This is a genomic window from Candidatus Binataceae bacterium (genome assembly GCA_035500095.1).
Lineage (GTDB): Bacteria > Desulfobacterota > Binatia > Binatales > Binataceae > JAKAVN01.
The window spans coordinates 22864-44053 of the sequence record DATJXN010000135.1; the positions used below are offsets into that span (position 1 = coordinate 22864).

Genomic DNA, 21190 nt, shown 5'->3' on the forward strand with positions numbered 1-21190 from the left:
CACTTGGGCGTCGTGTCCGAGCCCGTGCCTATCGAATCGACCTTCGCCTCGGCCGCCGCTGCCGCGCCCGCGCCGCGAAGCGTACCGGGGTCCGCGCTCGACGCGCTCGCGCTCATCGGCCTGGCCTCGGCTATCTTCTTCTTTCATCTCGGCAGCTACGGCCTGTGGGAGCCCGACGAGGCGCGCTACGCCGAGATCGCGCGCGAGATGTTCGCGACGCGCAACTTCATCGTCCCGCATCTCAACTACGTCGCTTACGTCGAGAAGCCGCCCTTGCTGTATTGGCTCGGCGCTCTCTGGATGGCGATCTTCGGCGTCAACGAATTCGCCGCGCGGTTGACGCCGGCGCTCGCGGCACTCGCAGGCGTGCTGATGACATGGATTTTCGTGCGCCGGACGATGGGCCGCGGCCGAGCGCTGCTGGCCGGCGCGATTCTCGCGACCTCGACGCTCTATGCCGTGATGGCACAGGTGCTGACCACCGACATGCTGCTCGCGGCCTCGGTCACGGTGGCGCTGTTCGCGCTTTTTCTCCACTGGAGCGAGGGCGGCCGATGGTGCTGGCTCGGCTACGCAGCGATCGCAATGGGCCTGCTGGCCAAAGGGCCGGTAGCCGCGGCGATTCCAATCGTCACCCTCGCAATTTTTCTCTGGTGGCAGGGTGAGCTGTCCGGCGCGACCGGCCGCTTCCATGCGCTGGCAGGCGGCGCGATGGTGGCGCTCATCGCCGCGCCGTGGTTTATCGCGATCGCGATCCGCGAGCCCGGCTTCGTGGACTTCTATTTCGTCGGCGAGCATCTCCGCCGCTTCTTCGAGTCAGGCTACAGCCACGGCCAGCCGTTCTACTACTACGTGCCGGTGCTGGCCGCCGGGATGATGCCCTGGACGCTGATGGCCCCGTTCATCGCCTGGCGGGAACTCTCGCGCACGCCGGCGGGCCGCTTCTGTATCGTCGCCGCGGCGGTTGTAATCGTGATGTTCTCGGCGGCCAGCGCCAAGCTTATCCCGTATATCCTGCCCGCCGCTGCGCCGATCGCGGTGCTGCTCGCCGACGGAATTTTCTCGCGCGCATTCGCGGCCGGCGTGCGCGCCGGCGATGAACCGCTTGGCCTGCGCATCCGCTTCGCCGCGGTCGGCGTCGTACTCGCCCTGATGGGGGTAGCGATGCTGGTGGCGGCGATGACGGCGCCGCTCTTCAGCAGCCCCTACGTCGTAGCGGCGCGGCCCGCGCTTTACGCGCTCGGTCTGATCGGCGCGGCCGGCGGTGCGCTGGTGGCTGAAATCTTTCGCCACTGGCGGTTCGATGCAGGGCTCGCGGCAATGGTGCTCGTGGCCGCAACCGCGCTGGGCGCGGGCAGTTACGTTCGCCTGCAGGCGGAACCGCTGCGTTCCTACGCAGCGCTGGCTCGCGAAGTCCAGGCGCGTGCGCCCGACGCGACGCTCATCTGTTACCCGCGCTACGTCCAGGCGCTCCCGTTTTATACGCGCCGGCGCGTGATACTCGTGGGCGCACCGACCGAACTCGCCTTCGGAGAGGCGCACGCCGCCGACGGCAGCCGTTATTTCTTCCGCTCCGAGGATGATGTGCTGCGGCTGTGGAACGCGCCGGGACCCGTGGTCCTGGTTATCGACCAGCGCGAACTCGAACAGCTGCACGCGCGGCTGGGAGAATTTACCGTGATCGGATCGGAATGGCACAAGCGAGCGATCCTCAAGGCAAGTGAGCCGAGATATGCAAGCTGAACCTGCCGCGGACGCCATGGCGCCGCCCTCTGAACCGCCTTCATCGGCCGCCGCCGGCAGGGGGCGCGCGCTTTTTGGCTTCGCGCTGCGCGCGGGCGCCGGATTGGTCATCGTCACGCTTCTGCTCTGGCACTACAATCTTCGGCCGGTGCTCCATCAGCTCGCGCGCGAGCGGATCGGCCTCTTCTTCATCGCTGTGGGATTGTTTGTAGCCGGACAGGTGGTGTCGGCGTATCGCTGGAGCCTGCTGGGCGCGATCCTGAAAATCCCCGCGCCGTTCTTCGACTACCTGAGCTACGCCTTCATCGGGATGTTCACCAACGTTTTCGTGCCGGGGTTGGTCGGCGGCGACGCCCTGCGCGCGGTCTATCTCGGCCGTCGCCATCAGCGGCTCGCCGACGCGATCGCTTCGGTCGCCGCCGACCGTATCGTCGGGTTGATCGGACTGTTCTGGCTCGCCGCCGCTGCCGCGGCGGCCATGAGCGCCAAATTGCCGCGGTCGCTCATCCTGCCGACGATCGCGGTCGGGGCGATTTCTGTGGCCGGCTTTGCGGCCCTGCCGCTCATCGGCAAGCTGGCGGCGCGGATGCCGGGGCGAATTGTCGTCTTGGCGGCGACGATCGCCCCCTACCTTAGTCGGCCGCTCGCGATGATGCCGGCGATCGCGCTCTCGATCGCGCTGCAGGTGTCGCTCGCGATCTGTCAGTGGATATTAGCGCGCGGACTTGGGCTCTCCACGCCTCTTACGCTCTTCGTGCTGTGCGTCCCCATCGCCAACGTGTTTGCGAGCCTACCGGTTACGCTCAACGGGCTGGGCGTACGCGAGACCGCCTACCTGATGCTGTTCGGGATGGCCGGAATGCCGAAGTCCGACGCGATCGCGCTCGGGCTCTTGTGGTTCGCGGCAACCGTGATCGGCAATCTGACCGGCGTAGTGGCCTTCGTGCTCACCGAGACGCCGCCCCTGCGCGCAGCCTCGGAAGAGGTCTGAAGCATACGCTCTTGCCCGAGCGCTGACCGCGCGTTTGCTGCGAGGCTCCGACCGTCAGCGGGAGATGCGCTCTTTGGTTTCTTCGGGTCCATACGCGCAGTCCGCCCATCTACCGGGCGCGTATGCCGTAGAGGGTATTTTCGTCAAAAATTCGCTCCCAGACGATATTGCTTGCACCCGCGCCGGTTTGTATATTTCCCCTAACCAGTCGGACAGGCCCGTGGAGACGACCAGAATATGGACGTGATGAAGACGCTTTTCCTGAATCCCCCTTCCTACGAGGACTTTGACGGCGGTGCCGGCTCGCGTTACCAGGCCACCCGCGAGGTCTGGTCGTTCTGGTATCCGACCTGGCTGGCCTACCCGGCCGGAATGATCCCGGGGGCGCGCCTGCTCGACGCTCCGCCTCACGGTTACGACCTCAAGCGCACGGTCGAAGAGGCCAGGAATTACGATTTCGTAGTGATCCACACCTCGACGCCGTCGCTGCGGATGGACGCACGCACGGCCGAGGCTATCAAGACCGCCAATCCCGATTGCATCATCGCCTTCGTCGGCGGCCATCCCACCGCCGAGCCCGAAGGGACGCTCAAGGTCTCATCGGCGATCGATATCGCCGGACGGCGCGAGTTCGACCACTCGATGGTCGAAGTGGCGCAGGGCTGGGATTGGAGCAAGGTGGGCGGAATCTCGTATCGCAAAAACGGTGCGATTCATCACAACCCTGACCGCGCCCAGCTTACCAACGAAGAACTGGACAAGCTGCCGTTCGTCACCGAAATCTATCAAAACAACCTCGACTACCTGAAATACAATAGCCCCTACTGCCAGTATCCGTACGTATCGATATACACGGGGCGCGGATGCCCGGCGCGCTGCACTTTCTGCCTGTGGCCGCAGGTCACGCAGGGCCATCGCTACCGCGTGCGCAGTCCCGAAAACGTTTACGAAGAAGTCGTCGCGATGAAGAGTAAGTTTCCCAAGATGAAGGAACTGTTCTTCGACGACGACACCTTCACCGCCGATCCCGGCCGGGCGCGGAAGATCGCCCAGCTCCTCAAGCCGCTTGGCATCACCTGGTCAACCAATTCGCGCGCCAACGTCGATTACGAAACCCTCAAGGTGCTCAAGGACGGCGGCCTGCGGCTGTTCGTGGTCGGCTACGAAAGCGGCAACGACCAGATCCTGAGGAACATCAAGAAGGGCGTCCGGCTCGACCGCGCGCGACGCTTCACCCGCGACTGCCACGAAGTCGGCATCCTGATTCACGGTACCTTCATCCTCGGTCTGCCCGGCGAAACCCGCGAGACGATCCAGGAGACGATGCGTTTTGCGCGCGAGATGGACTGCGAGACCATCCAGGTCTCGCTGGCGTCGCCCTATCCTGGCACCGAGCTCTACAACTATGTGGTCAAGAACGGCTACCTCGCCGTCAACCCGCTGCTCGACGAGTCGGGCTATCAGAAGTGCACGATCAAATATCCGGGGCTGAGCAACGACGAGATCTACGGCGCGGTCGAGCGCTTCTACCGCAGCTTCTACTTCCGCCCGCGCTATATCTTCAAAGCGGTGCGCAAGATGGTGAGTTCGCGCGAGGAATGCAAACGGCTGCTCAAAGAGGGCGGACAGTTCCTTTCAACAATGCGCCAGCGGCGGGCGCAGGCTTCAGTGGCCGAGCAGGCCTCGGCCTAGCCGCGCAGTCCGTGCCTGCGACAGCTGTCGCCCGGGAATCTTTGGCGTCAGCCCGTTCGTGGGGCCGCGCGCCGGTGGCCTTGCTCAGGACCCTCAACGTCTCGTGACTACCGCGTTGTTCTGGCTCGCGGCGCTCGGCCTCGCGAGCTCGTTGATTTATTATGCGGCTTCTACAATCGCTGCGATGCACTTCGCCGCGCACGCCGCCGATCCGCCGCCGCCACTGCCCAAGCCGCCGCCGCGCATCGCTGTGCTGAAACCGCTCTCCGGGCTCTCCTCCAATCTGCTCGCCAATCTCACCAGCTACCTTGAGAGCGGCTACCCGCGCGCCGACTTCTTCTTCGCCGTTCCGAGCTACGAGGATCGCGCCGCCGAGGCGCCGGTCGCGCTCCGCTCCCGCTATCCATACGCGAGCATCACGCTCATCGTCGGCGACGAGCCCGGCATCGCCAACCGCAAGATCGCCAAAGTCGTCCGCATGGCCGAGCGCGCCGAGCGGGCCGACGCCTTCGTGCTGAGCGACGCCGACATCTCGGTCGAGCGCGGCCACCTCGAGCGGCTCGTCGCCGAACTCTTCGCCGATGAGCGCGTGGGCATGATGACATGCGCCTATCGCGCGCGGCCGACCGGCTCGTTCGCGTCGCGCCTGGCGGCGTCGTTTATCAACACCGACTTCGCGCCGCAAGTGATGCTGGCGGTCGCCGTCGAATCGTTGCGCTACGCCTTCGGCGCGACCATCGCGGTGCGCCGGGCGGCCCTGGAAGCCGCCGGCGGCATGCGCGCGCTTGGCGAGAAGCTCGCCGACGACTTCGAGCTGGGCCGCGCAGTGGCCGACAAAGGCTGGGAAATCCGACTCTCGCGCTCGCTCGTCACCTCGGGCTCCGAAGAACGGGATTTCCGCGAGTTCTGGCAGCGCAAGCTGCGCTGGGCGCGGACCTATCGCATCATGCGCCCGCTGAGCCTCCTGACCATCATGATCAACGGCCCCCTGTGGGGGCTGGTGATGCTGGCCGCGACCGGCGCGAGCCCCGCCGCGGCAGCCCTTTGCGCCGGCGTGATCTCGGCGCGCCTGGCGAGTTCGGCGCTGATCCTCGCGCGCGCGCTCAAACTGCCGGAGCTGCTGGGCGATCTCTGGCTGGTGCCGCTGAAGGACCTCGTGATGGCGGCGATCTGGGCCGCGAGCCTCGTCGGCAACGAGGTATCATGGGGCGGGCGGCGCTTTATCATTTCGGACACCGGCGTGATGCGTGAGATCACCGATGGATAGCGCGTGGGGCGTGCTTGCGCAGAACCTCGCGCTGGGCCTAGTCGCGAGCATGCTCCTGGCCTTGGGTCTGCTGATGATGAAAATGCGCGCGCACGCCCTGCCGATCGCGGGCGCACGCGGGATCCTGGGCGCGCTCGTCGCCTGGATTCGCGATCCGATATGGACCGGGGGACTGGTGGTGCAGACGGCCGGCTATGCGTTGTACATGGTCGCGCTCGCCGGCGCGCCCGTCTCGATGATGGCGGTGGCGATGCAGGGCGGAATCGTGCTGTTCGTCGCGCTTGCGGTCCTCTTCCTTAAAGAGCGCGCGCGAATCTGGGAATGGCTCGGCATTGGCGCCTTCATCGTGGCCGCGCTGATGCTTGCCGCGTCGCTCGGCGCGGGCGCCGCGCAGCGCTCGCCCGATGTGCCCGCGCTGGCACTGTCTTCGCTGGCGGCGGTTGCGATCACGTTGGCGCTACTGCTTCCGCAAGGGCTGCAGCGCAACGCCGCAGCGGCCGCAGCCGCCTCGGGAATCGCGCTCGGGTTTGCGAGCCTCTACACCAAGCCGCTGGCCGACCGGCTGGCGGGCGCTCCCGACCTTGCCGCCCTCGCGTTCGTGCTCGCCGCGAGTCCTTACACGTACCTGACGATCGCGGCCAACGTGGCGGGGCTGGTGATGCTGCAGAACTCGTTCGCGATCGGCCGCGGGATTATCGCAATGCCGCTTTCGTCGGCGATCTCCAACGTGATTCCGATCGCAGGGGGAATTCTCGCCTTCGGCGAACGGCTGCCAGACGATCCTTATGCGGCGGCAATGCGAGCGGGGGCGTTCGTTCTGACTATCGTCGCAAGCGCAGCGCTTGCCGCAGGCGACCTCGGCGCGACGGTCGCGCGCTAGCCGAATCTAACCGATAGTGCCGGCCTCGCGCAGAGCGGCGATCTCGTCCGCGCTGTAGCCCGCGCCGTGCAGCACTTCGTCGGTATGTTCGCCGAGCCGCGGCGGCATCGAGCGCAGCGTCGCCTTCTCGCCGTTGACGTTGACCGCGACGTCGACGATCTCGAAATCAGGGACACGGAAGCCGTCGATCCGCTTGATCATCCCGACGGCGTTGACCTGCGGGTCGTCGTGCACCTGGTCGAGGCGGTTGATCGGGCTGCACGGCACGCCAACCTCGCGCAGCGCGGCGACCCAGTGTTCTGTCGGACGCCGCCGCGTGCGCTCTTCGATAAGCGCGTGAAGCTCAGCGCGGCGCGGAACGCGCGCGGCGTTGCTGCTGAAGCGATCGTCGCGGATAAGCTCCGGAATCTCAAGGCGCTCGCACAGGCGGCCGAACAGCCGATCGTTGCCCGCCGCAATCATGATCCATCCGTCCCCGGTCTCGAACGCCTCGTAGGGCGCCGCCGCCGGCGACGCCGAGCCGGTGCGCTCGGGCACCTCTCCGGTCGCCACGTAGTTGCTCATATGCAGCGTGGTCCACGCGACCCCGGTTTCGAGCAGGCTCACGCCGACCCGTGCTCCGCGGCCGGTCCTGCCCCGCTCGATAATCGCGGCGAGCACGCCGGAGAACAGCCACAATCCGGAACCCATGTCGATAATTGGAACGACAACGCGCGCGGGCGGCGCGCCCGGATGGCCCGTGACGCTGATCACGCCCGAGTGCGCCTGGCCGAGCGGATCGTAGCCGGGCAGCTGACGCATCGGTCCGGTTTCGCCAAAACCGCTGATCGCGGCGTAGATGAGCCGCGGGTTGCGCGCTTTCAGGTCGTCGTAGCCAAGACCGCGCGCCTCGGCGCTCCCGGGCTTGAGCGAATGGACGAAGATGTCGGCGCGCTCGGCGAGCCGGCGCACGACCGCGAGGCCGGCGGGATGGTCGAGATCGACGCAGACACTCTTTTTGTTCCGGTTGTAAGCTAAAAACGCGGTCGAATCGCCGGGCTCGGTAGCGCCGCCGCTCCATGCGGGGGCATAGCGGCGCGAATCATCGCCGATTCCGGGGCGTTCGATCTTGATGACGGTCGCGCCGAAGTCGCCGAGAAGTTGAGTGCAATACGGGCCGGCCACGTTTTGCGTAAGGTCGACCGCAACAATTCCGTCGAGAGTATTAGGCATCCGCCAGGCGCCGGCTCCGGGTTGGGGCGGGCCGGCGCGGATCGGAATCTGCGCCGGCGCTCGCGCGAGTTGCTATATTTCCTTGAGACACATCTTGATCGCGTCGAGGTCGGGGATCTGACGAGCGTCCTCGAGCACTTCGCGATAGCGGACCTTGCCCTGACTGTCGATCACGTAGGCCGAGCGTTTGCATACGCCCTTGAAGCCCAGCAGTTCGGGATACATCGAGTCGTAGGCCGGCGACACTTCCTTGTTGTAGTCGCTCAGCAGCGGGAACTGATAATTCTGCTCGCGCGCCCATGCGTCGAGCGCGAACGGGCTGTCGGTCGAAATACCAAATACCTTGCATCCGAGCTGTTCGTACTCTGCCAGCGTGTCCCGCACGCCGCAAAATTCCTTGGTTCAAGTGCCGGTAAACGCAAGCGGCACGAAGAGCAAGAGAACCTTGCTGCCGCGCAAATCCGAAAGTTTCACGTCCTGCATCTTATTCGACTTCATCGTGAAGTCGGGCGCCTGCTGTCCGACCTGTAAAGCCATCCGCGTCTCCTTGTGCGACGGTTTTCTCAGCCATTCCTAGAAACGACCTTTCGGCACTTTCAGACCCGGAACGTCCGAGCGCATCCTGAATATCGTGCCCTTGCGATTCGCGTCCTCCGTATTGTCGGCCGTCACCACGTACAGATCCATCATGTCGGCGCCGCCGAAGCAGAGGCTCGTCACCATCGTTGACGGCATCTTGACTCTGCGCTCGAGCGTGGCGTCCGCCTTGATGCGCACGACCTCGCCGTAGCGCACGACCGCGACCCACACTCCGCCCTCGACGTCAACCGCCATCCCGTCCGGCCATCCCTCGGGCAGCTGCGCGAAGACGCGGCGGTCCTTGAGCCTGCGGTCGGCGGTGACGTCATAGACCCACACCGCCCGCGTGGTCGAATCGCAATGATACAGCAGCTTGGCGTCCGGGCTAAAGCCCATCCCGTTGGTCACCTCGATCCCCTCCCACAGCTTGGTCACGGTGTTGGGCGGGTCGACGCGAAAGACGTTGCCGGGGATGGGCGTGTCGGAGGAGAGCGCGTCGAATTCGAGCGAGCCTACGAAGATGCTGCCCTCGCCATCGACGGTAAGGTCGTTCAGGCCGCGCAGCGCTCGCCCTTCCCATTCGGTGAACAGGTCGCGGCTTTGCCTCGTCGTCTCGTCCCAGCAAATCAGGCTGCGGCCGCTGCATACGATGCCGCCCGGAGCATTGAGCGCGATTCCCCCGACGCCGCGCCGGCGCGGGATGAGCGTCTCGACGGCGCCGTCGGGGCTGCGCCGGTAAACGCCGCCGTTGGGAACGTCGCTGAAGTAGAGCCGGTTGCGTTCGTCGACGCGCGGCCCCTCGATAAGGCCGTAGCCGTAGGCCAGGGTTTCAAGCTGCATCGCGCGATCCTCCGAGGCCGATTTAGCACGGCGCAAGCCCGGCGGCGAGGAGCCCGCGAACGCCGCCTGTGCGGTCAGACGCGCAGCGTTACCGGCCTGGGCGGCGGCGCATCGCTCAGGCGCAGCCGGCGATGGCAGAGATAGATTAGCACCGGCTGAAGAATGCGAGTCACCAGCAGGATCGCGAGCGCGCCGCCGATCACCACGATCGCCAGCGGGCGCTGAGTCTGCGCGCCGATCCGGGTCGAGAGCGCCGCCGGCAGCAATCCGAACGCGTCGACCATGTCGGTCATCATCGTCGCGCGAAGCCGCCGGTCCGAGCCCATAACGATAGCCTCGCGGAACGGATGGCCCTCCTGCCATAGCTGGCGGATATAGAAGCTCAGCAGAATTCCGTCCATCACGGCGATCCCGAAGATCGAGATGAAGCCGACCGCGGCCGAAACGCTGAATGGCGTACGAGTCAGGTAGAGGCCCAGGATGCCGCCCATGCAGGCGACCGGAATCTGCGCCATGATGACAAAGGTATCGATGAGCGAGGTCGTCGCCGCGTAGAGCACGCCGGCTATCAGCACGAGCGCAAACGGCACCACGATCATCAGGCGGCGATTAGCCTCCTGCAATTCTCCATATTCGCCGGCCCATTCGAGGTGCACCCCTTCGGGCAGGTTTATCTCGCGCGCGACCGTCTGCTTTGCGCTTTCGACCGTACTCTGGAGGTCGCGTCCGCGCACGGCGAAGCGCACGGGCACATACCGTTCGAGACCTTCGCGATAGATAAACGACGCGCCTTCTTCGGTGCGCACCTGTGCGATCTGCGCGAGCGGAATATCGGCGCCGGCGGGCGTGGCGACCCGGATGTTGCGAATCGCGTCGAGGCTCTGGCGGTACTGCGGCTTCCATCGCACGACCAGGTCGAAGCGCTCGTCGCCCTCGAACACCTGGGTCACGGCCTGACCGCCGATCGCCGCCTGCACGATCGCAGCGACGTCGGAGACGTTCAATCCGTAGCGCGCGGCCGCCGCGCGGTCGGGCTTGATCACCAAATTGGGCTGACCAAGCGATCGGTACACCGCCATATCAACGGCTCCGGGCACTTTGCCGATCACTTCGACCAACTGATTGGCGATACGTTCGTCCACTGCGAGGTCGCGCCCAAACACCTTGACCGAGTTCGTGCCTTTTACACCCGAGAGCGCTTCGTCGATATTCGCTTCGATATTCTGCGAGTAGTCGAAGCTGACTCCCGGCATCTCGCGCCGCAATTTCGTGTCGATCCGTCGGACCATCTCCGGTTTGGTAAGCCCGGCAGGCCACTCAGCGGCCGGCTTGAGATCGACCGAGAATTCGATACTGAAGAAACCGGTGGTCTCGGTGCCGTCGTCCGGGCGGCCGAGCTGCGACACCACAGTCGTCACTTCGGGGAAGGACATCAGCAACTGCCGCATGCGATTGGCGAGCACTGCACCGCGCATGAGCGATATCGTTGGCGGCATCGTGGCCGTCAGCCAGACGTTGCCTTCTTCGAGCTTGGGCAGGAATTCGCCGCCCAGGCGTGGATAGGTCGAAGCCGCGGCGGCGGCCAGCATCAGGACCACGACCAGGGTCAGCCGCGGCCATCGGAGCACGCGCATGAACATGCCGTGATAAAAGCGCGCGATCCCGTTCCACAACGGGTTGTAGACGTCGTGCAGACCGCGCGCGAAAGCGAACGAACCCAGCACCGGCGTGAGCGTGACCGCGAGCAGGATCGCGCTGCCCAGCGCGTAGGCATAGGTATGCGACATCGGCGAGAAGATCGCGCCCTCGACCCCGCGCATCGTGAACAGCGGCAAAAAGGCGATCACGAAAATCAGGGTCGAGAAGAGCATCGGCCCTCCGACCTCCTGAGCGGCGCGCAGGATGCGCCCGAACGGAGATTCGTGCTCGAATTCGTCGGAGCTCAGGTGGCGATGGATGTTCTCCATCACGATCACGGTGGTATCGATGATGATGCCGAAGTCGATCGCGCCGAGCGAAATCAGGTTGGCCGGCGTGTCGCTTACCTTCATCAGGATGAACGCGCCGCATAGCGCCAGCGGGATATTGATCGCGGCGATAACCGCCGCCTTGAGATTGCTGAGAAAAAAGATCAGCACCAGGAAGACCAGCGCCATCCCGATCGTGAGATTCTCCAGCACCGTGCGCAGCGTGGTCTCGACCAGCGCCGTGCGATCGTAATACGGCACGACCTGGTAGCCGCGCGGCAGCATCCCCGAGGTGTTGAGCTGCTTTACTTTGGCCTCCACGCCGCGCAGCGTCTTGAGCGTGTTGCCGTACTTGCGCATCAGGACGATGCCCTCGCTCACTTCGTCGCGGTTGTTCATGCCGACGATTCCCAGCCGCGGCGCGTAGCCGACGGAGACCTCGGCCACGTTGTTGACCGTGATCGGCGTCGCCTTGTTGACCGCGAGCAGGGTGTTGCGGATGTCGTCGAGCGAATCGATAAAGCCCAGCCCGCGCACGTCGAAGGCCTGCTCGCCCACGTCCAGGTAGTTGCCACCCGAGCTGATATTGGCGTTGGCGAGCGCGCCGGTCAGAGCGGAGAGCGGAACGTGGTAGTAATCGAGCTTCTGCGGGTCAACGTCGACCTGATATTCCTTGGTCAGTCCGCCAAAGGTGCTGTCGCCGATAACGCCGGGCACCGTGCTGAGCTGGCGCGAAACAATCCAGTCGTTAACTGTCTTCTGATTGAGCAGATCGTGGTCGGGGCTCTCGATCGTGTAGCGGTAAATCTCGCCGATCGAGTTCTCAGGCGAGATTGCGGCCGTGATACCCGCCGGGAGGCTGACAAACTGGAGCTGGTTGACGGTCTCGGCGTTGTCCCAGTAGTAGTCGCTATCCCAGGAGAAGTAGCAGCGGATGTCGGAGAGGCCGAACAGCGAAATCGAGCGCATCGCTTCAAGGTTGCGCGTGGTGCTGAGCGTGTATTCGAGCGGCACCGTCACCAGCCGCTCGACCTCCTCGGCGCTGAGCCCGTTGGGCAGCGTCAGAAGCTCGACCATCGGCTGCACGGGATCGGGATAAGCCTCGATATCGATCTGCGAGAAGGCGAAGATGCCGGAGAGTAGCAGCGCGATGGCCAGGCCGATGATTACGGCGCGGCCCTTCAGCGCGACCTGCATTAACGAGCGAATCACGGGCGATTCCTATCCCTGGCCGTGAGCTTCGCGCCACAGCTCGTCAACCTGGAGCGAGCCGGCCACGACCACCGTGTCTCCCGCGGCCAGGCCCGAGACTATCCTCGCGTAGCCCTTTTCGTTCCACGACGCGATCACGACCTTGCGCCGCGCAACCGTATCGGGCCCCACGCGCACATAGGCGAAATACGAGTCGGTGTCGAACACCAGCGCCTGCTGCGCGATTACGAGCGCCATTCCCGGCCGCGTGACGATCCGCACCCGCGCGAGCATCTGCGGCTTCAGCTTGAGGCCGGGGTTGGCGACGGTGCATCGGATCTGCGCGGTGTAGGTGGCGGGATCGATGCCCGGGCTGACGCGCGAGATCACGCCCTTGAAGACGTCGTTTGGATAAGCGGTGACCACCGCCTCCAGGCTCTGCCCCTCGTGCACGCGCGCGAGGTCGTCCTCGTAGATGCTGGCGGTTATCCAGACGTCGTTCAGCGTGCCGACGGTATAAAGAACATCGCCCGGATTGACCGCCGCGCCGCGCGTGGCCTTGTTCTCGATCACCGTGCCGCCGATCGGCGCGCGCATCCAGACCGTCGGACTCGGAGCGACGATCGCGCGGATGTCCGCCGGCTCCATGCCGAGCAGTTCGAGCTTGCGCTCGGCCGCGTCCTCCATCGAGGCCGCCATCCCCGCCATCCCGGTAATACCGGGTGCGCCGCTCAAGCGGGCGGTCTGCTTCGCCTGCAGGTATTCAGCCTCGGCGGTCATGAAATCGGGACTGTAGAGCGCGAGGATCGCCTCGCCGCGCCGCACGTTGTCCCACTGCGAGACCCGGACCTGCTCGATCCTGCCGGCGACGCGCGAGACGATGCTGGAGACGCTGCGGTCGTCGAAGGTGACCTGGCCGTTGGCCTCGAGCACCGCCGGCAACTCGGCCTCGCGCACCTGGCCCAGCGCGACGCCCGGGACCCGCGCCGCATCGATCCGCATCAGTTCTTCCCCGCTGCCCTGGCGGACGATCTGAGGAACGGGGGCGGGCGGCGTGTCGACCGCGGCGCGGGTCGGCGATGAACTCTCGCAGCCGCAAAGCGCGGCGAACACCGTCAGCGCAGCCGGCGCCCACAGGAACATCGCGGCCGTTCTAAACCTGCTCATTGCCCCAGCGGTGCGCCGATCGCCTGTTCGAGAGCCACGCGATTAGCCACGAACTGATTGGCGCTCTGCAGATAGTTTACCCGAGCGTCGTAACCGCGGCGCAAGGCCGCCACCAGTTCGACAAAGGGAATTTTCCCCGACTGGTACGCGGTAAGCGCAACCTGGAAATCCTCGCCGGCCAGCGGTATGAGCGACTGCCGGTAGAGGATCGCGGTCTGGTAACCGTACTGGGCCGAGCGGTAGAGCGAGGTCACGGTCGCCGCAGTCTGATCTTTCACCGACACCAGGTCATAGCGCGAAGCTTCGAGGCTCTCGCGCGCGCGGGCAACGTCTTCGTTCTGCTTGAGCCAGAAGAAAATCGGCATATTTGCCCCGATGACCCACGAATGATCCTCGGTGCGGTTCGGCGCCGGCGCCGCGCTGGCGAGCAGATAGTGGTCGAAAAAATAGCTCACGGTGAAATCGGGGAGATATTCCATCTTGGCGAGCTGAAGCGCGGTGTCGGAGTTGCGCTCGTTGAGCGCGGCCTCGAGGATCTCCTGGCGCAGCGCGAGCGCCCGATCGACCAGGGTATCGAGCGAAATCTTGAGCGCATCGAATCTAAGCCCGCGCTCGTACTCGAGCGGAGCGCCGGGCGGCCGGCTCAGCAGCTGATTGAGCAGGGTTTCGTCGTTCGCAATGTTCGTCTCGTACTGGAGCTGCGCCTGGCGGGCGGCGGCGACGTCGAATTCGGCGCTGATGAAGTCGGTCTGCGTGACCTGGTTGGTGGAGTATGCAACCTGCGTCACCTTCAGCACCTGCTCAAGATTGCGCACGTTGTCCGAGTTGACGCCCGCGAGCGCGCTGTCGAGCACGAGCTGATAGTACGCCGCCTCGACCGCGGCGCGGGTGTCGCGAACCGTAGCCTGGTAGGTCAGCCGCGCAATATCGGCAGAGCGGCGAACCTCGCGGCCCTGGAGGATCGCCTTGCCGGGGAACTGGAAAGCCTCGGTGACCAACAGGGTATGATACGACGTCCGGTTGAAGCCGTTTCCCGCGCTGTCGCCATTCGTATAGGAGATCTGCGGATCGTTGGGCGCGTAAGCCTGTTTTATCGAATGCTCGGCCGCTTCCCATCGCGCACGCGCCGCCCGCACCTGCGGATTTACTTCCAGCGCAACCTGCACCAGTTGCGTCACGTCCAGCGCCTGGCTACCCGAAGCGGCCACTGATTCGCCCGTGACGAGCATCACCAGCGCCGCTGCCGCCATCACGGCGGCAACAGCCGCCCTGCTCGCGTTAATCCGCATCGCTTTTTCAGCTCCCTTGCCTTGTGAGGTCGCCGGTTTTGACGCGCGTCCGGCAGCGCCGAACGTCCGGCGGACGATCCGGCCCCAACCCCGCGCGCCCGCCTAATCGTACCGATCGATTAGACCGCCTCGGGCGCGCCTACGGAAGAGGCCCTAGGCGCTCTTATGCGCTCTTGCACTCCTGCTTAACCTGTTCGTAACGGATGCGCCGCAGCGGCGAAGATGCGCGTTGCGGGGAACCGGCGGCAAGTCGCCCGCAAACGCGGAGCGCCGGCTCGCGGATTGCGGGCCGGCGCTCTACGCTTATGCTACCCGCGTCAGCGGATTTTCGATTCGCTTATTTGGGATCGGTTACTTCGCCGCGGTCTTCTGATCGCTCGCCGGGGCCTGCCCCTGCAACTGGCGCACATACATCACCACGTCCCAGCGCTCATCGGAGTTCATCGCGTCCGCGTACGACGGCATATGGATCCCGCCATCGCGGATATAGCCGTAGATATAGCCATCGGGAAGGTTCTTGCTGGTGCCAGTGACCAGATTCTTCGGATCGAAGCCGTGCGAGTGCAGCAGATGGGCCACCGGGCCGTCGCCGTGGCCACTCTCGCCATGACACGGCGTGCAGGTGTTGGTAAACAGTTCCTTGCCGCGGGCGATATTTTCGGGCGTCGGCTTGAGCGGGTTGTGCGCCTTGATGGTCGCCTGCTCGAGGTCCTGCGGGGGCGATCCCGTATACACCGGCAGCGTTCCCTCCGGCATCACGCGCGGCGAAACCTCCAGCGGCTGAATCGCCGGGCCGCGAAACATGTCGATACTCCACGGGAAGCACCAGGCCGCGCCCGCGCCCGCGACGATGAACATCGCCGCCGCGGCCACGCCAAGCGCCGTCCTGAAATTCGCAACACGCGCCGCTACACGGCCAATTGCGGCGGCGCCAACAGACTTGCTAGGCACGATCACGATCGACTCCTTTTCGGCTCGGCACAATAGCCTAAGCGCCCCCGTCGCGGCAACGCCCCCGCGGCGGATTTCGATCGCCCTATTTGACCACCACGGTTCCGATCATCTTGTCTTTTTCGTGCGGCAGGCATAGGTACTGGTAGGTGCCGGACACGGTGAACGTGTAGCTCCACTTCGCTCCCGGCGGCATGAAGCCGGAATCGAAAGGCTTGGCTCCTGCGGGCAAAGAGACGTCCTTGGGGTCCTGCGCCACTGCGGAATTGGTGGTTACCGAGTGGAGCGACTGGGCATTATTGACCCATTCGACCGTGTCGCCCTTCTGGATCGTGACCGACATTGGGTCAAACTTGGGCGGCGTGTCGCTCATCTTGATTTCGACCGTCTTTGCCGCGGCCATCGACGGCACAACGCCGCCAAGCATCGCCAGAACGGCGAGCACCGCGCTTGCGCGGAACAAGGACTTTCGAAGTATCGGTTTGCGCATCGTTTTGCAGCTCCTCGCAGCGGTTCTCGAGCGTGTCCCGCCGCCTCAGGTGATATCAAGAAGCTAATATCGCGCATCTGGACAATTTAGTCCAGCTAACATGTAGCGTGACCGACGCCGGCTTCAACCGCCAGCCGGCCCGCTGGTGAGATCCGGTCCGCACGCGAGTTCTATCTGGCTTGGACGAGCAGGCCGATTCGCGACGGCGATGGCGCCACGCAAAGAAAAGACGCTACCGCGCCAATCATCGAGAAGAGCGCGCAGACCTCGAAGGACAAGGCATAGCTTCCGGTCGCGTCGGCGAGTTTTCCCACTATGGGCGGGCCCATCGTTGCGCCCAGAGTAAATGCGATCCCAAGCAACCCGGCGATCGAGCCATACCGTCTGAGCCCCAGCGTCTCGACCTGCACCAGCGGCCCTAGCGCCACCGGCGCCGAACCGGTGATCCCGCCGACGAAGGTAAAAACCACGAGCACCCAGAAGATCCGCGCGAACAAGAGGCCGGCGGTATTCAGGCCTCCGATAAACAGGCAAAGAGCGAGCGCGTTCTTGCCGCCGATCCGATCGCCCAACAGGCCCATCGTTGGCTTCCCAATCAACGCCAGTCCCAGCGACAGGCTGATCACCATCGTTCCGGCCGCCTGCGTGTAGCCGATATCGATGAGGTATTTCACCAGATGGATAAAGCTGCCACCGACCGAGAAGGTGTAACAGAACTGCAGCACGGCCAGCATCCAGAACGCCTGCGTGTGCAGGGCTTGGTTGACCTCGAGGCCCGTGATCCCGAAATCCGTCCCCGTTGCGGCGTCCGATTCGCCGGGGCCCGAAACCGGCGCTGTCTGGACGGGACGCGTCCGCACGAAGACCAGGTAAAGCGGCGCGACGATCACGACCAGCGGAATCGCGAGCACCGCGTAAGCGAAGCGCCATCCGTGGGCCACTATCAGGTAGCCCGCGGCGAGCGTGATCACCATACCACCAAGCTCCATCCCGGCGGTCGTAATACCCAGCGCCGTGCCGCGCCGCTCGCCGAACCAGTTCGAGATGACCATCGTGGCCGGCAGGATTGTTGACGCGATCATTCCGATTCCGGTCACGACCGACCCGGCGACGAGGCCGTTGAGCGAGGCGGCCCGCGACATCATCACGATTCCCAGCGCCGTCAGGAGGGCGCCGATCGCCATCACGATCTGCGCCGGCACGCGATCCAGCAGCCAGCCGATGAAGATGCCGAATACGCCGGCCGAAATGGCCTGAGCCGCGGGCACCATGCCGGCTTGCAGCCGGGTCAGATGAAACTCCTTCAGCATCGACGGCAGAAAGATCGGAAAACAGTTGTAGCCGGTGCCCCATAGAAAGAAGAGCGAGAAGAAAAGCGCGACGGCGAGCGTCCAGGCCGTACGGTCTTGCTTGGTCATCCCGATTCTCCTCGACGCTTCTCAACGGCAGGGCATCCGCGCGCGCCGCGCGGATTGTGGCGCATCAGAGCATCGTGCGCAAAGCCATGTCTGGCGGGAAAACTGACAGGAAAAAAAGGAGATGCGACTGAAAATCGCATCTCCTCTCAAAGCCCGTGCCCGGCGGCCTCGGGATGATCCAAGCGGGCGTTACGCCACGCCCGCTTTACGCCGCGGCCGCCTTAGCCGCTGGCGCCTTGACCTCGAAGGCCAGGCCGCGCGGCCCTGCGTCCACCACGACCTTGGATCCATCGCGCACTTCGCCAGCGAGGATCTTGCGCGCGAGCCCGGTCTCCAGGTCGTGCTGCACCAGGCGCTTGAGCGGACGCGCCCCGTACTGCGGATCGTAGCCGCGCTCGGCAAGGTAGTCGGTCGCCTTGTCGGTGAGCTCGAGTTCGATCTTGCGCTCCTCGAGGCGCTTGCGCAGTCCGCGAATCTGGATTGCAACGATCTGACGCAGTTCGTCGCGGCTTAGCGGATGGAACACCACGATCTCGTCAACCCGGTTCAGGAATTCCGGACGGAAGCTCTTGCGCAGGACGTCGAGGGCGTCTTCCTTCATCCGGTCGTAGTCCTTGCCCTTGTACGCGAGAATCAGATCGCTCGCGATATTCGAGGTCATGATCACGACCGTGTTCTTGAAATCCACGGTCCGCCCCTGCCCGTCCGTCAGCCGGCCGTCGTCGAGCAGCTGCAGCATCACGTTGAAGACGTCGTGATGGGCCTTCTCGATTTCGTCGAACAGGATCACCGAGTAGGGACGCCGGCGCACGGCCTCGGTAAGCTGGCCGCCCTCCTCGAATCCGACGTAGCCCGGCGGCGCGCCGATCAGGCGCGAGACCGTGTGCTTCTCCATGTACTCCGACATGTCGATCCGCACCATCGCAGCCTCGTCATCGAAGAGGAACTCGGCGAGCGCCCGCGCGAGTTCCGTTTTGCCGACGCCGGTCGGGCCCAGGAAGATGAATGATCCGATCGGGCGATTGGGATCCTTGAGCCCGGCGCGGGCGCGGACCACCGCGTCGGCCACCGCCGTAACCGCCTCGTCCTGACCGATGACGCGCTTGTGCAACTGCTCTTCGAGATGCGAGAGCTTCTCGACCTCGCCCTCCATCAGGCGTGAGACCGGCACGCCGGTCCATCGCGCGACGACCTCGGCGATGTCCTCTTCGTCGACTTCTTCCTTGATCAGCCGGGCGGCGCCGCCCGCCGGCGCAGTGCGCCCCTCGGCCTCGGCCAGTTCCTTTTCCAGCGCGGCGAGCTTGCCGTATTGCAGTTCGGCGACCTTGTTCAGGTCGTACTCGCGCTTGGCTTTTTCGATCTCGAGGCGGGTCTGTTCGATCCTGGCCTTGATGCCGGCGAGCTTTTCGACCGCGCCCTTTTCGCTCTGCCATTGCGCCTGCAGCGCATCGCGTTTTTCGCGCGCCTCCGCCAGTTCCTTCTCCAGCCGCTGCAGCCGGTCGCGCGAGGCGGCATCGGTCTCGCGCTTGAGCGCCTCGCGCTCGATCTCGAGCTGCATGACACGCCGGTTCACTTCGTCGAGCTCGACCGGCATCGATTCCTTTTCCGTGCGCAGCTTGGCCGCCGCCTCGTCCACCAGGTCGATCGCCTTGTCGGGCAGGAAGCGGTCGGTGATGTAGCGCTTGGAGAGAATCGCAGCGGTGACCAGCGCGGAATCCTTGATCCGGATGCCGTGATGGACTTCATAGCGCTCCTTGAGCCCGCGCAGGATGGAAATCGTGTCCTCGACGCTCGGCTCTTCGACCATCACGGGCTGGAAACGCCGCTCCAGCGCCGCGTCCTTCTCGATATGCTTGCGATATTCGTCGAGCGTGGTCGCGCCGATGCAGTGCAGCTCGCCGCGCGCCAGCGCCGGCTTGAGCAGGTTCGACGCGTCCATCGCGCCCTCGGCTGCTCCCGCGCCGACCACCGTATGCAGCTCGTCGATGAACAGGATGACCTGGCCCGCGCCCTCCTGCACCTCCTTGAGCACCGCCTTGAGCCGTTCCTCGAACTCGCCGCGGAACTTGGCGCCCGCGACCAGCGCACCCATGTCGAGCGCTACCACGCGGCGATCCTTCAGCCCCTCCGGCACGTCGCCGGCAACAACACGCTGGGCCAGGCCCTCGACAATCGCGGTCTTCCCAACGCCCGGCTCCCCGATCAGCACCGGGTTGTTCTTGGTGCGCCGCGACAGCACCTGGATCACGCGGCGGACTTCGTCGTCGCGGCCGATGACCGGGTCGAGCTTGCCGGCGGCAGCCATCTTGGTCAGGTCGCGGCCGTAGCGCTCGAGCGCCTGGTAGGTTGCCTCAGGATTGGCCGAGGTGACGCGCTGATTGCCGCGCACTTTCTGCAGCGTCTCCATCAGCTTGTCGTGGGTCACTCCGGCTTCGCGCAGGATGCGCGAGGCGGCGCCCGGTTCGTCGAGCATCGCGATCAGCACGTGCTCGACCGAGATGTAATCGTCCTTGAGCTTGCCCGCCTCCTGTTCTGCGCGCGCCAGCACCCGCCCAAGACGCTGCGTGGCATAGACCTGGCTCGAATCGGTGCCGCCCCCGGTGACCTGCGGAACCTTCGCCAGTTCGTCAGCCAGCTTGCGCCGCACCGCGGCCCGGTCCGCGCCGGCCAGCTTGAGAATCGAAGAGGCCAGGCCTTCGTCGCCTTCGAGCAAGGCGGCGAGCAGATGCTCGACGTCGACGGCCTGGTTATGGGCGCTCAGCGCCGCATTCTGCGCGCGGCCCAGCGCCTCCTGTAGTTTTTCGGTAAAGCGGGATGGACTGCTCATTGATAGTTGGCCTTTTTCGGGTCTTTAGCAAAAGTAACCATTTTCCGCCGGCCGACAACCGCGGCTGCGGCGACCGGCCCGTCCGGCAGATTTCGATCAGCTTTCAGTTTGGCCCCTTTGCACCTCATTTGCTAAGCACAATGTGCTGCAACGGGAGGTAGCCATGCGCGTGACGCTGACCGTCAACAATCAACGACGTGAAGATGAAATCGAGCCTCGGATGCTGCTGGTCCACTACCTTCGCGACGTTGCCGGGCTTACCGGCACTCATGTGGGATGCGAAACGTCGCTGTGTGGCGCCTGCACCGTGCTGCTTGACGGCAACGCCGTGAAATCCTGCACCGTGCTCGCGGCCCAGGCGGACGGCGCCAAAGTCACCACGGTCGAAGGACTGGCCCAGGACGGCAAACTCCATCCCTTGCAGGAAGGCTTCTGGGAGGAGCACGGCCTGCAATGCGGATATTGCACGCCGGGGATGATCATGGCCTCGGTCGACCTGCTAAGCCACAACGCCAATCCGTCGGAGGCTGAGATTCGTCATGCGCTGGAGGGCAACCTCTGCCGATGCACCGGCTACCAGCACATCATCAAGGCCGTCCAATACGCGGCCAACAAGATGCGTTCGGGCAAGGCGGCGGCCTGACCGCGACCGCGCCAGTGCGAATGCGCGTACCGATAAGGAGAAA

Annotated in this window: 16 protein-coding genes; 6 read left to right on the forward strand and 10 right to left on the reverse strand. The window is 64.9% G+C overall.

Annotated features, from left to right (window positions below; all coding sequences use genetic code 11):
* Window positions 1-12: 12 nt before the first annotated feature.
* From VMI09_15115 to VMI09_15135, 5 genes are all read left to right on the forward strand, one after another.
* The gene (locus tag VMI09_15115) at window positions 13-1743 is read left to right on the forward strand and encodes a glycosyltransferase family 39 protein (protein HTQ26018.1); all 1731 of its coding nucleotides are present in this window, start codon (window positions 13-15) and stop codon (window positions 1741-1743) included.
* 16 nt (window positions 1744-1759) lie between these two features.
* Entirely contained in the window at window positions 1760-2734 is a 975-nt protein-coding gene (locus VMI09_15120; GenBank protein ID HTQ26019.1) for a lysylphosphatidylglycerol synthase transmembrane domain-containing protein, read from the forward strand.
* Between the two features lie 246 nt (window positions 2735-2980).
* The gene (gene hpnJ, locus VMI09_15125) at window positions 2981-4426 is read left to right on the forward strand and encodes a hopanoid biosynthesis associated radical SAM protein HpnJ (protein ID HTQ26020.1); all 1446 of its coding nucleotides are present in this window, start codon (window positions 2981-2983) and stop codon (window positions 4424-4426) included.
* Between the two features lie 103 nt (window positions 4427-4529).
* Complete coding sequence (locus VMI09_15130; GenBank protein ID HTQ26021.1) at window positions 4530-5693, forward strand: glycosyltransferase; 1164 nt, start codon at window positions 4530-4532, stop codon at window positions 5691-5693.
* Entirely contained in the window at window positions 5686-6573 is an 888-nt protein-coding gene (locus VMI09_15135) for a hypothetical protein (GenBank protein ID HTQ26022.1), read from the forward strand. Before VMI09_15130 ends, VMI09_15135 begins: the two co-directional genes overlap by 8 nt.
* 6 nt (window positions 6574-6579) lie before the next feature.
* On the opposite strand, the gene VMI09_15140 is transcribed toward VMI09_15135, so the two are convergent.
* From VMI09_15140 to clpB, 10 genes are all read right to left on the reverse strand, one after another.
* Entirely contained in the window at window positions 6580-7785 is a 1206-nt protein-coding gene (locus VMI09_15140; protein ID HTQ26023.1) for a CaiB/BaiF CoA-transferase family protein, read from the reverse strand.
* A 72-nt stretch (window positions 7786-7857) separates the two neighbouring features.
* Window positions 7858-8322, reverse strand: coding sequence for a redoxin domain-containing protein (locus VMI09_15145; GenBank protein ID HTQ26024.1), 465 nt, complete (start codon window positions 8320-8322; stop codon window positions 7858-7860).
* A gap of 36 nt (window positions 8323-8358) precedes the next feature.
* Window positions 8359-9204 carry an SMP-30/gluconolactonase/LRE family protein gene (locus VMI09_15150; protein HTQ26025.1) on the reverse strand — a complete coding sequence of 282 codons (846 nt, stop codon included), beginning with the start codon at window positions 9202-9204 and terminating at the stop codon, window positions 8359-8361.
* A 74-nt stretch (window positions 9205-9278) separates the two neighbouring features.
* A complete protein-coding gene (locus VMI09_15155; GenBank protein HTQ26026.1) occupies window positions 9279-12383 on the reverse strand; it encodes a CusA/CzcA family heavy metal efflux RND transporter in 3105 nt (1034 codons plus the stop codon).
* A 9-nt stretch (window positions 12384-12392) separates the two neighbouring features.
* On the reverse strand, window positions 12393-13529 hold the full coding sequence (locus VMI09_15160; protein ID HTQ26027.1) for an efflux RND transporter periplasmic adaptor subunit: 1137 nt from the start codon (window positions 13527-13529) through the stop codon (window positions 12393-12395).
* Window positions 13526-14818, reverse strand: coding sequence for a TolC family protein (locus tag VMI09_15165; GenBank protein ID HTQ26028.1), 1293 nt, complete (start codon window positions 14816-14818; stop codon window positions 13526-13528). The genes VMI09_15160 and VMI09_15165 overlap by 4 nt, the downstream gene beginning before the upstream one ends.
* Before the next feature lie 351 nt (window positions 14819-15169).
* Window positions 15170-15802, reverse strand: a complete 633-nt coding sequence (locus tag VMI09_15170) for a c-type cytochrome (GenBank protein HTQ26029.1) — start codon at window positions 15800-15802, stop codon at window positions 15170-15172.
* Window positions 15803-15854: 52 nt separating this feature from the next.
* Window positions 15855-16259: a plastocyanin/azurin family copper-binding protein gene (locus VMI09_15175; GenBank protein ID HTQ26030.1), complete on the reverse strand. Its 405-nt coding sequence runs from the start codon at window positions 16257-16259 to the stop codon at window positions 15855-15857.
* Window positions 16260-16429: 170 nt separating this feature from the next.
* Window positions 16430-17677: an MFS transporter gene (locus VMI09_15180; protein HTQ26031.1), complete on the reverse strand. Its 1248-nt coding sequence runs from the start codon at window positions 17675-17677 to the stop codon at window positions 16430-16432.
* A 205-nt stretch (window positions 17678-17882) separates the two neighbouring features.
* Window positions 17883-20504 (reverse strand): ATP-dependent chaperone ClpB, encoded by a 2622-nt coding sequence (clpB, locus tag VMI09_15185; protein HTQ26032.1) that lies wholly within the window; start codon window positions 20502-20504, stop codon window positions 17883-17885.
* 163 nt (window positions 20505-20667) lie between these two features.
* Here clpB and VMI09_15190 point away from each other — a divergent pair, with 163 nt between their 5' ends.
* Window positions 20668-21147, forward strand: coding sequence for a (2Fe-2S)-binding protein (locus VMI09_15190; protein ID HTQ26033.1), 480 nt, complete (start codon window positions 20668-20670; stop codon window positions 21145-21147).
* Window positions 21148-21190 lie beyond the last annotated feature (43 nt).

Bases quoted from the DNA above. Each gene is read 5' to 3' on its own strand.
- VMI09_15120 (HTQ26019.1), top strand. From the start codon at position 1,760: ATGGCGCCGCCCTCTGAACCGCCTTCATCGGCCGCCGCCGGCAGGGGG.
- hpnJ (HTQ26020.1), top strand. From the start codon at position 2,981: ATGAAGACGCTTTTCCTGAATCCCCCTTCCTACGAGGACTTTGACGGC.
- VMI09_15135 (HTQ26022.1), top strand. From the start codon at position 5,686: ATGGATAGCGCGTGGGGCGTGCTTGCGCAGAACCTCGCGCTGGGCCTA.
- VMI09_15140 (HTQ26023.1), bottom strand. From the start codon at position 7,785: ATGCCTAATACTCTCGACGGAATTGTTGCGGTCGACCTTACGCAAAAC.
- VMI09_15150 (HTQ26025.1), bottom strand. From the start codon at position 9,204: ATGCAGCTTGAAACCCTGGCCTACGGCTACGGCCTTATCGAGGGGCCG.
- VMI09_15160 (HTQ26027.1), bottom strand. From the start codon at position 13,529: ATGAGCAGGTTTAGAACGGCCGCGATGTTCCTGTGGGCGCCGGCTGCG.
- VMI09_15165 (HTQ26028.1), bottom strand. From the start codon at position 14,818: ATGCGGATTAACGCGAGCAGGGCGGCTGTTGCCGCCGTGATGGCGGCA.
- VMI09_15175 (HTQ26030.1), bottom strand. From the start codon at position 16,259: ATGCGCAAACCGATACTTCGAAAGTCCTTGTTCCGCGCAAGCGCGGTG.
- VMI09_15180 (HTQ26031.1), bottom strand. From the start codon at position 17,677: ATGACCAAGCAAGACCGTACGGCCTGGACGCTCGCCGTCGCGCTTTTC.
- clpB (HTQ26032.1), bottom strand. From the start codon at position 20,504: ATGAGCAGTCCATCCCGCTTTACCGAAAAACTACAGGAGGCGCTGGGC.
- VMI09_15190 (HTQ26033.1), top strand. From the start codon at position 20,668: ATGCGCGTGACGCTGACCGTCAACAATCAACGACGTGAAGATGAAATC.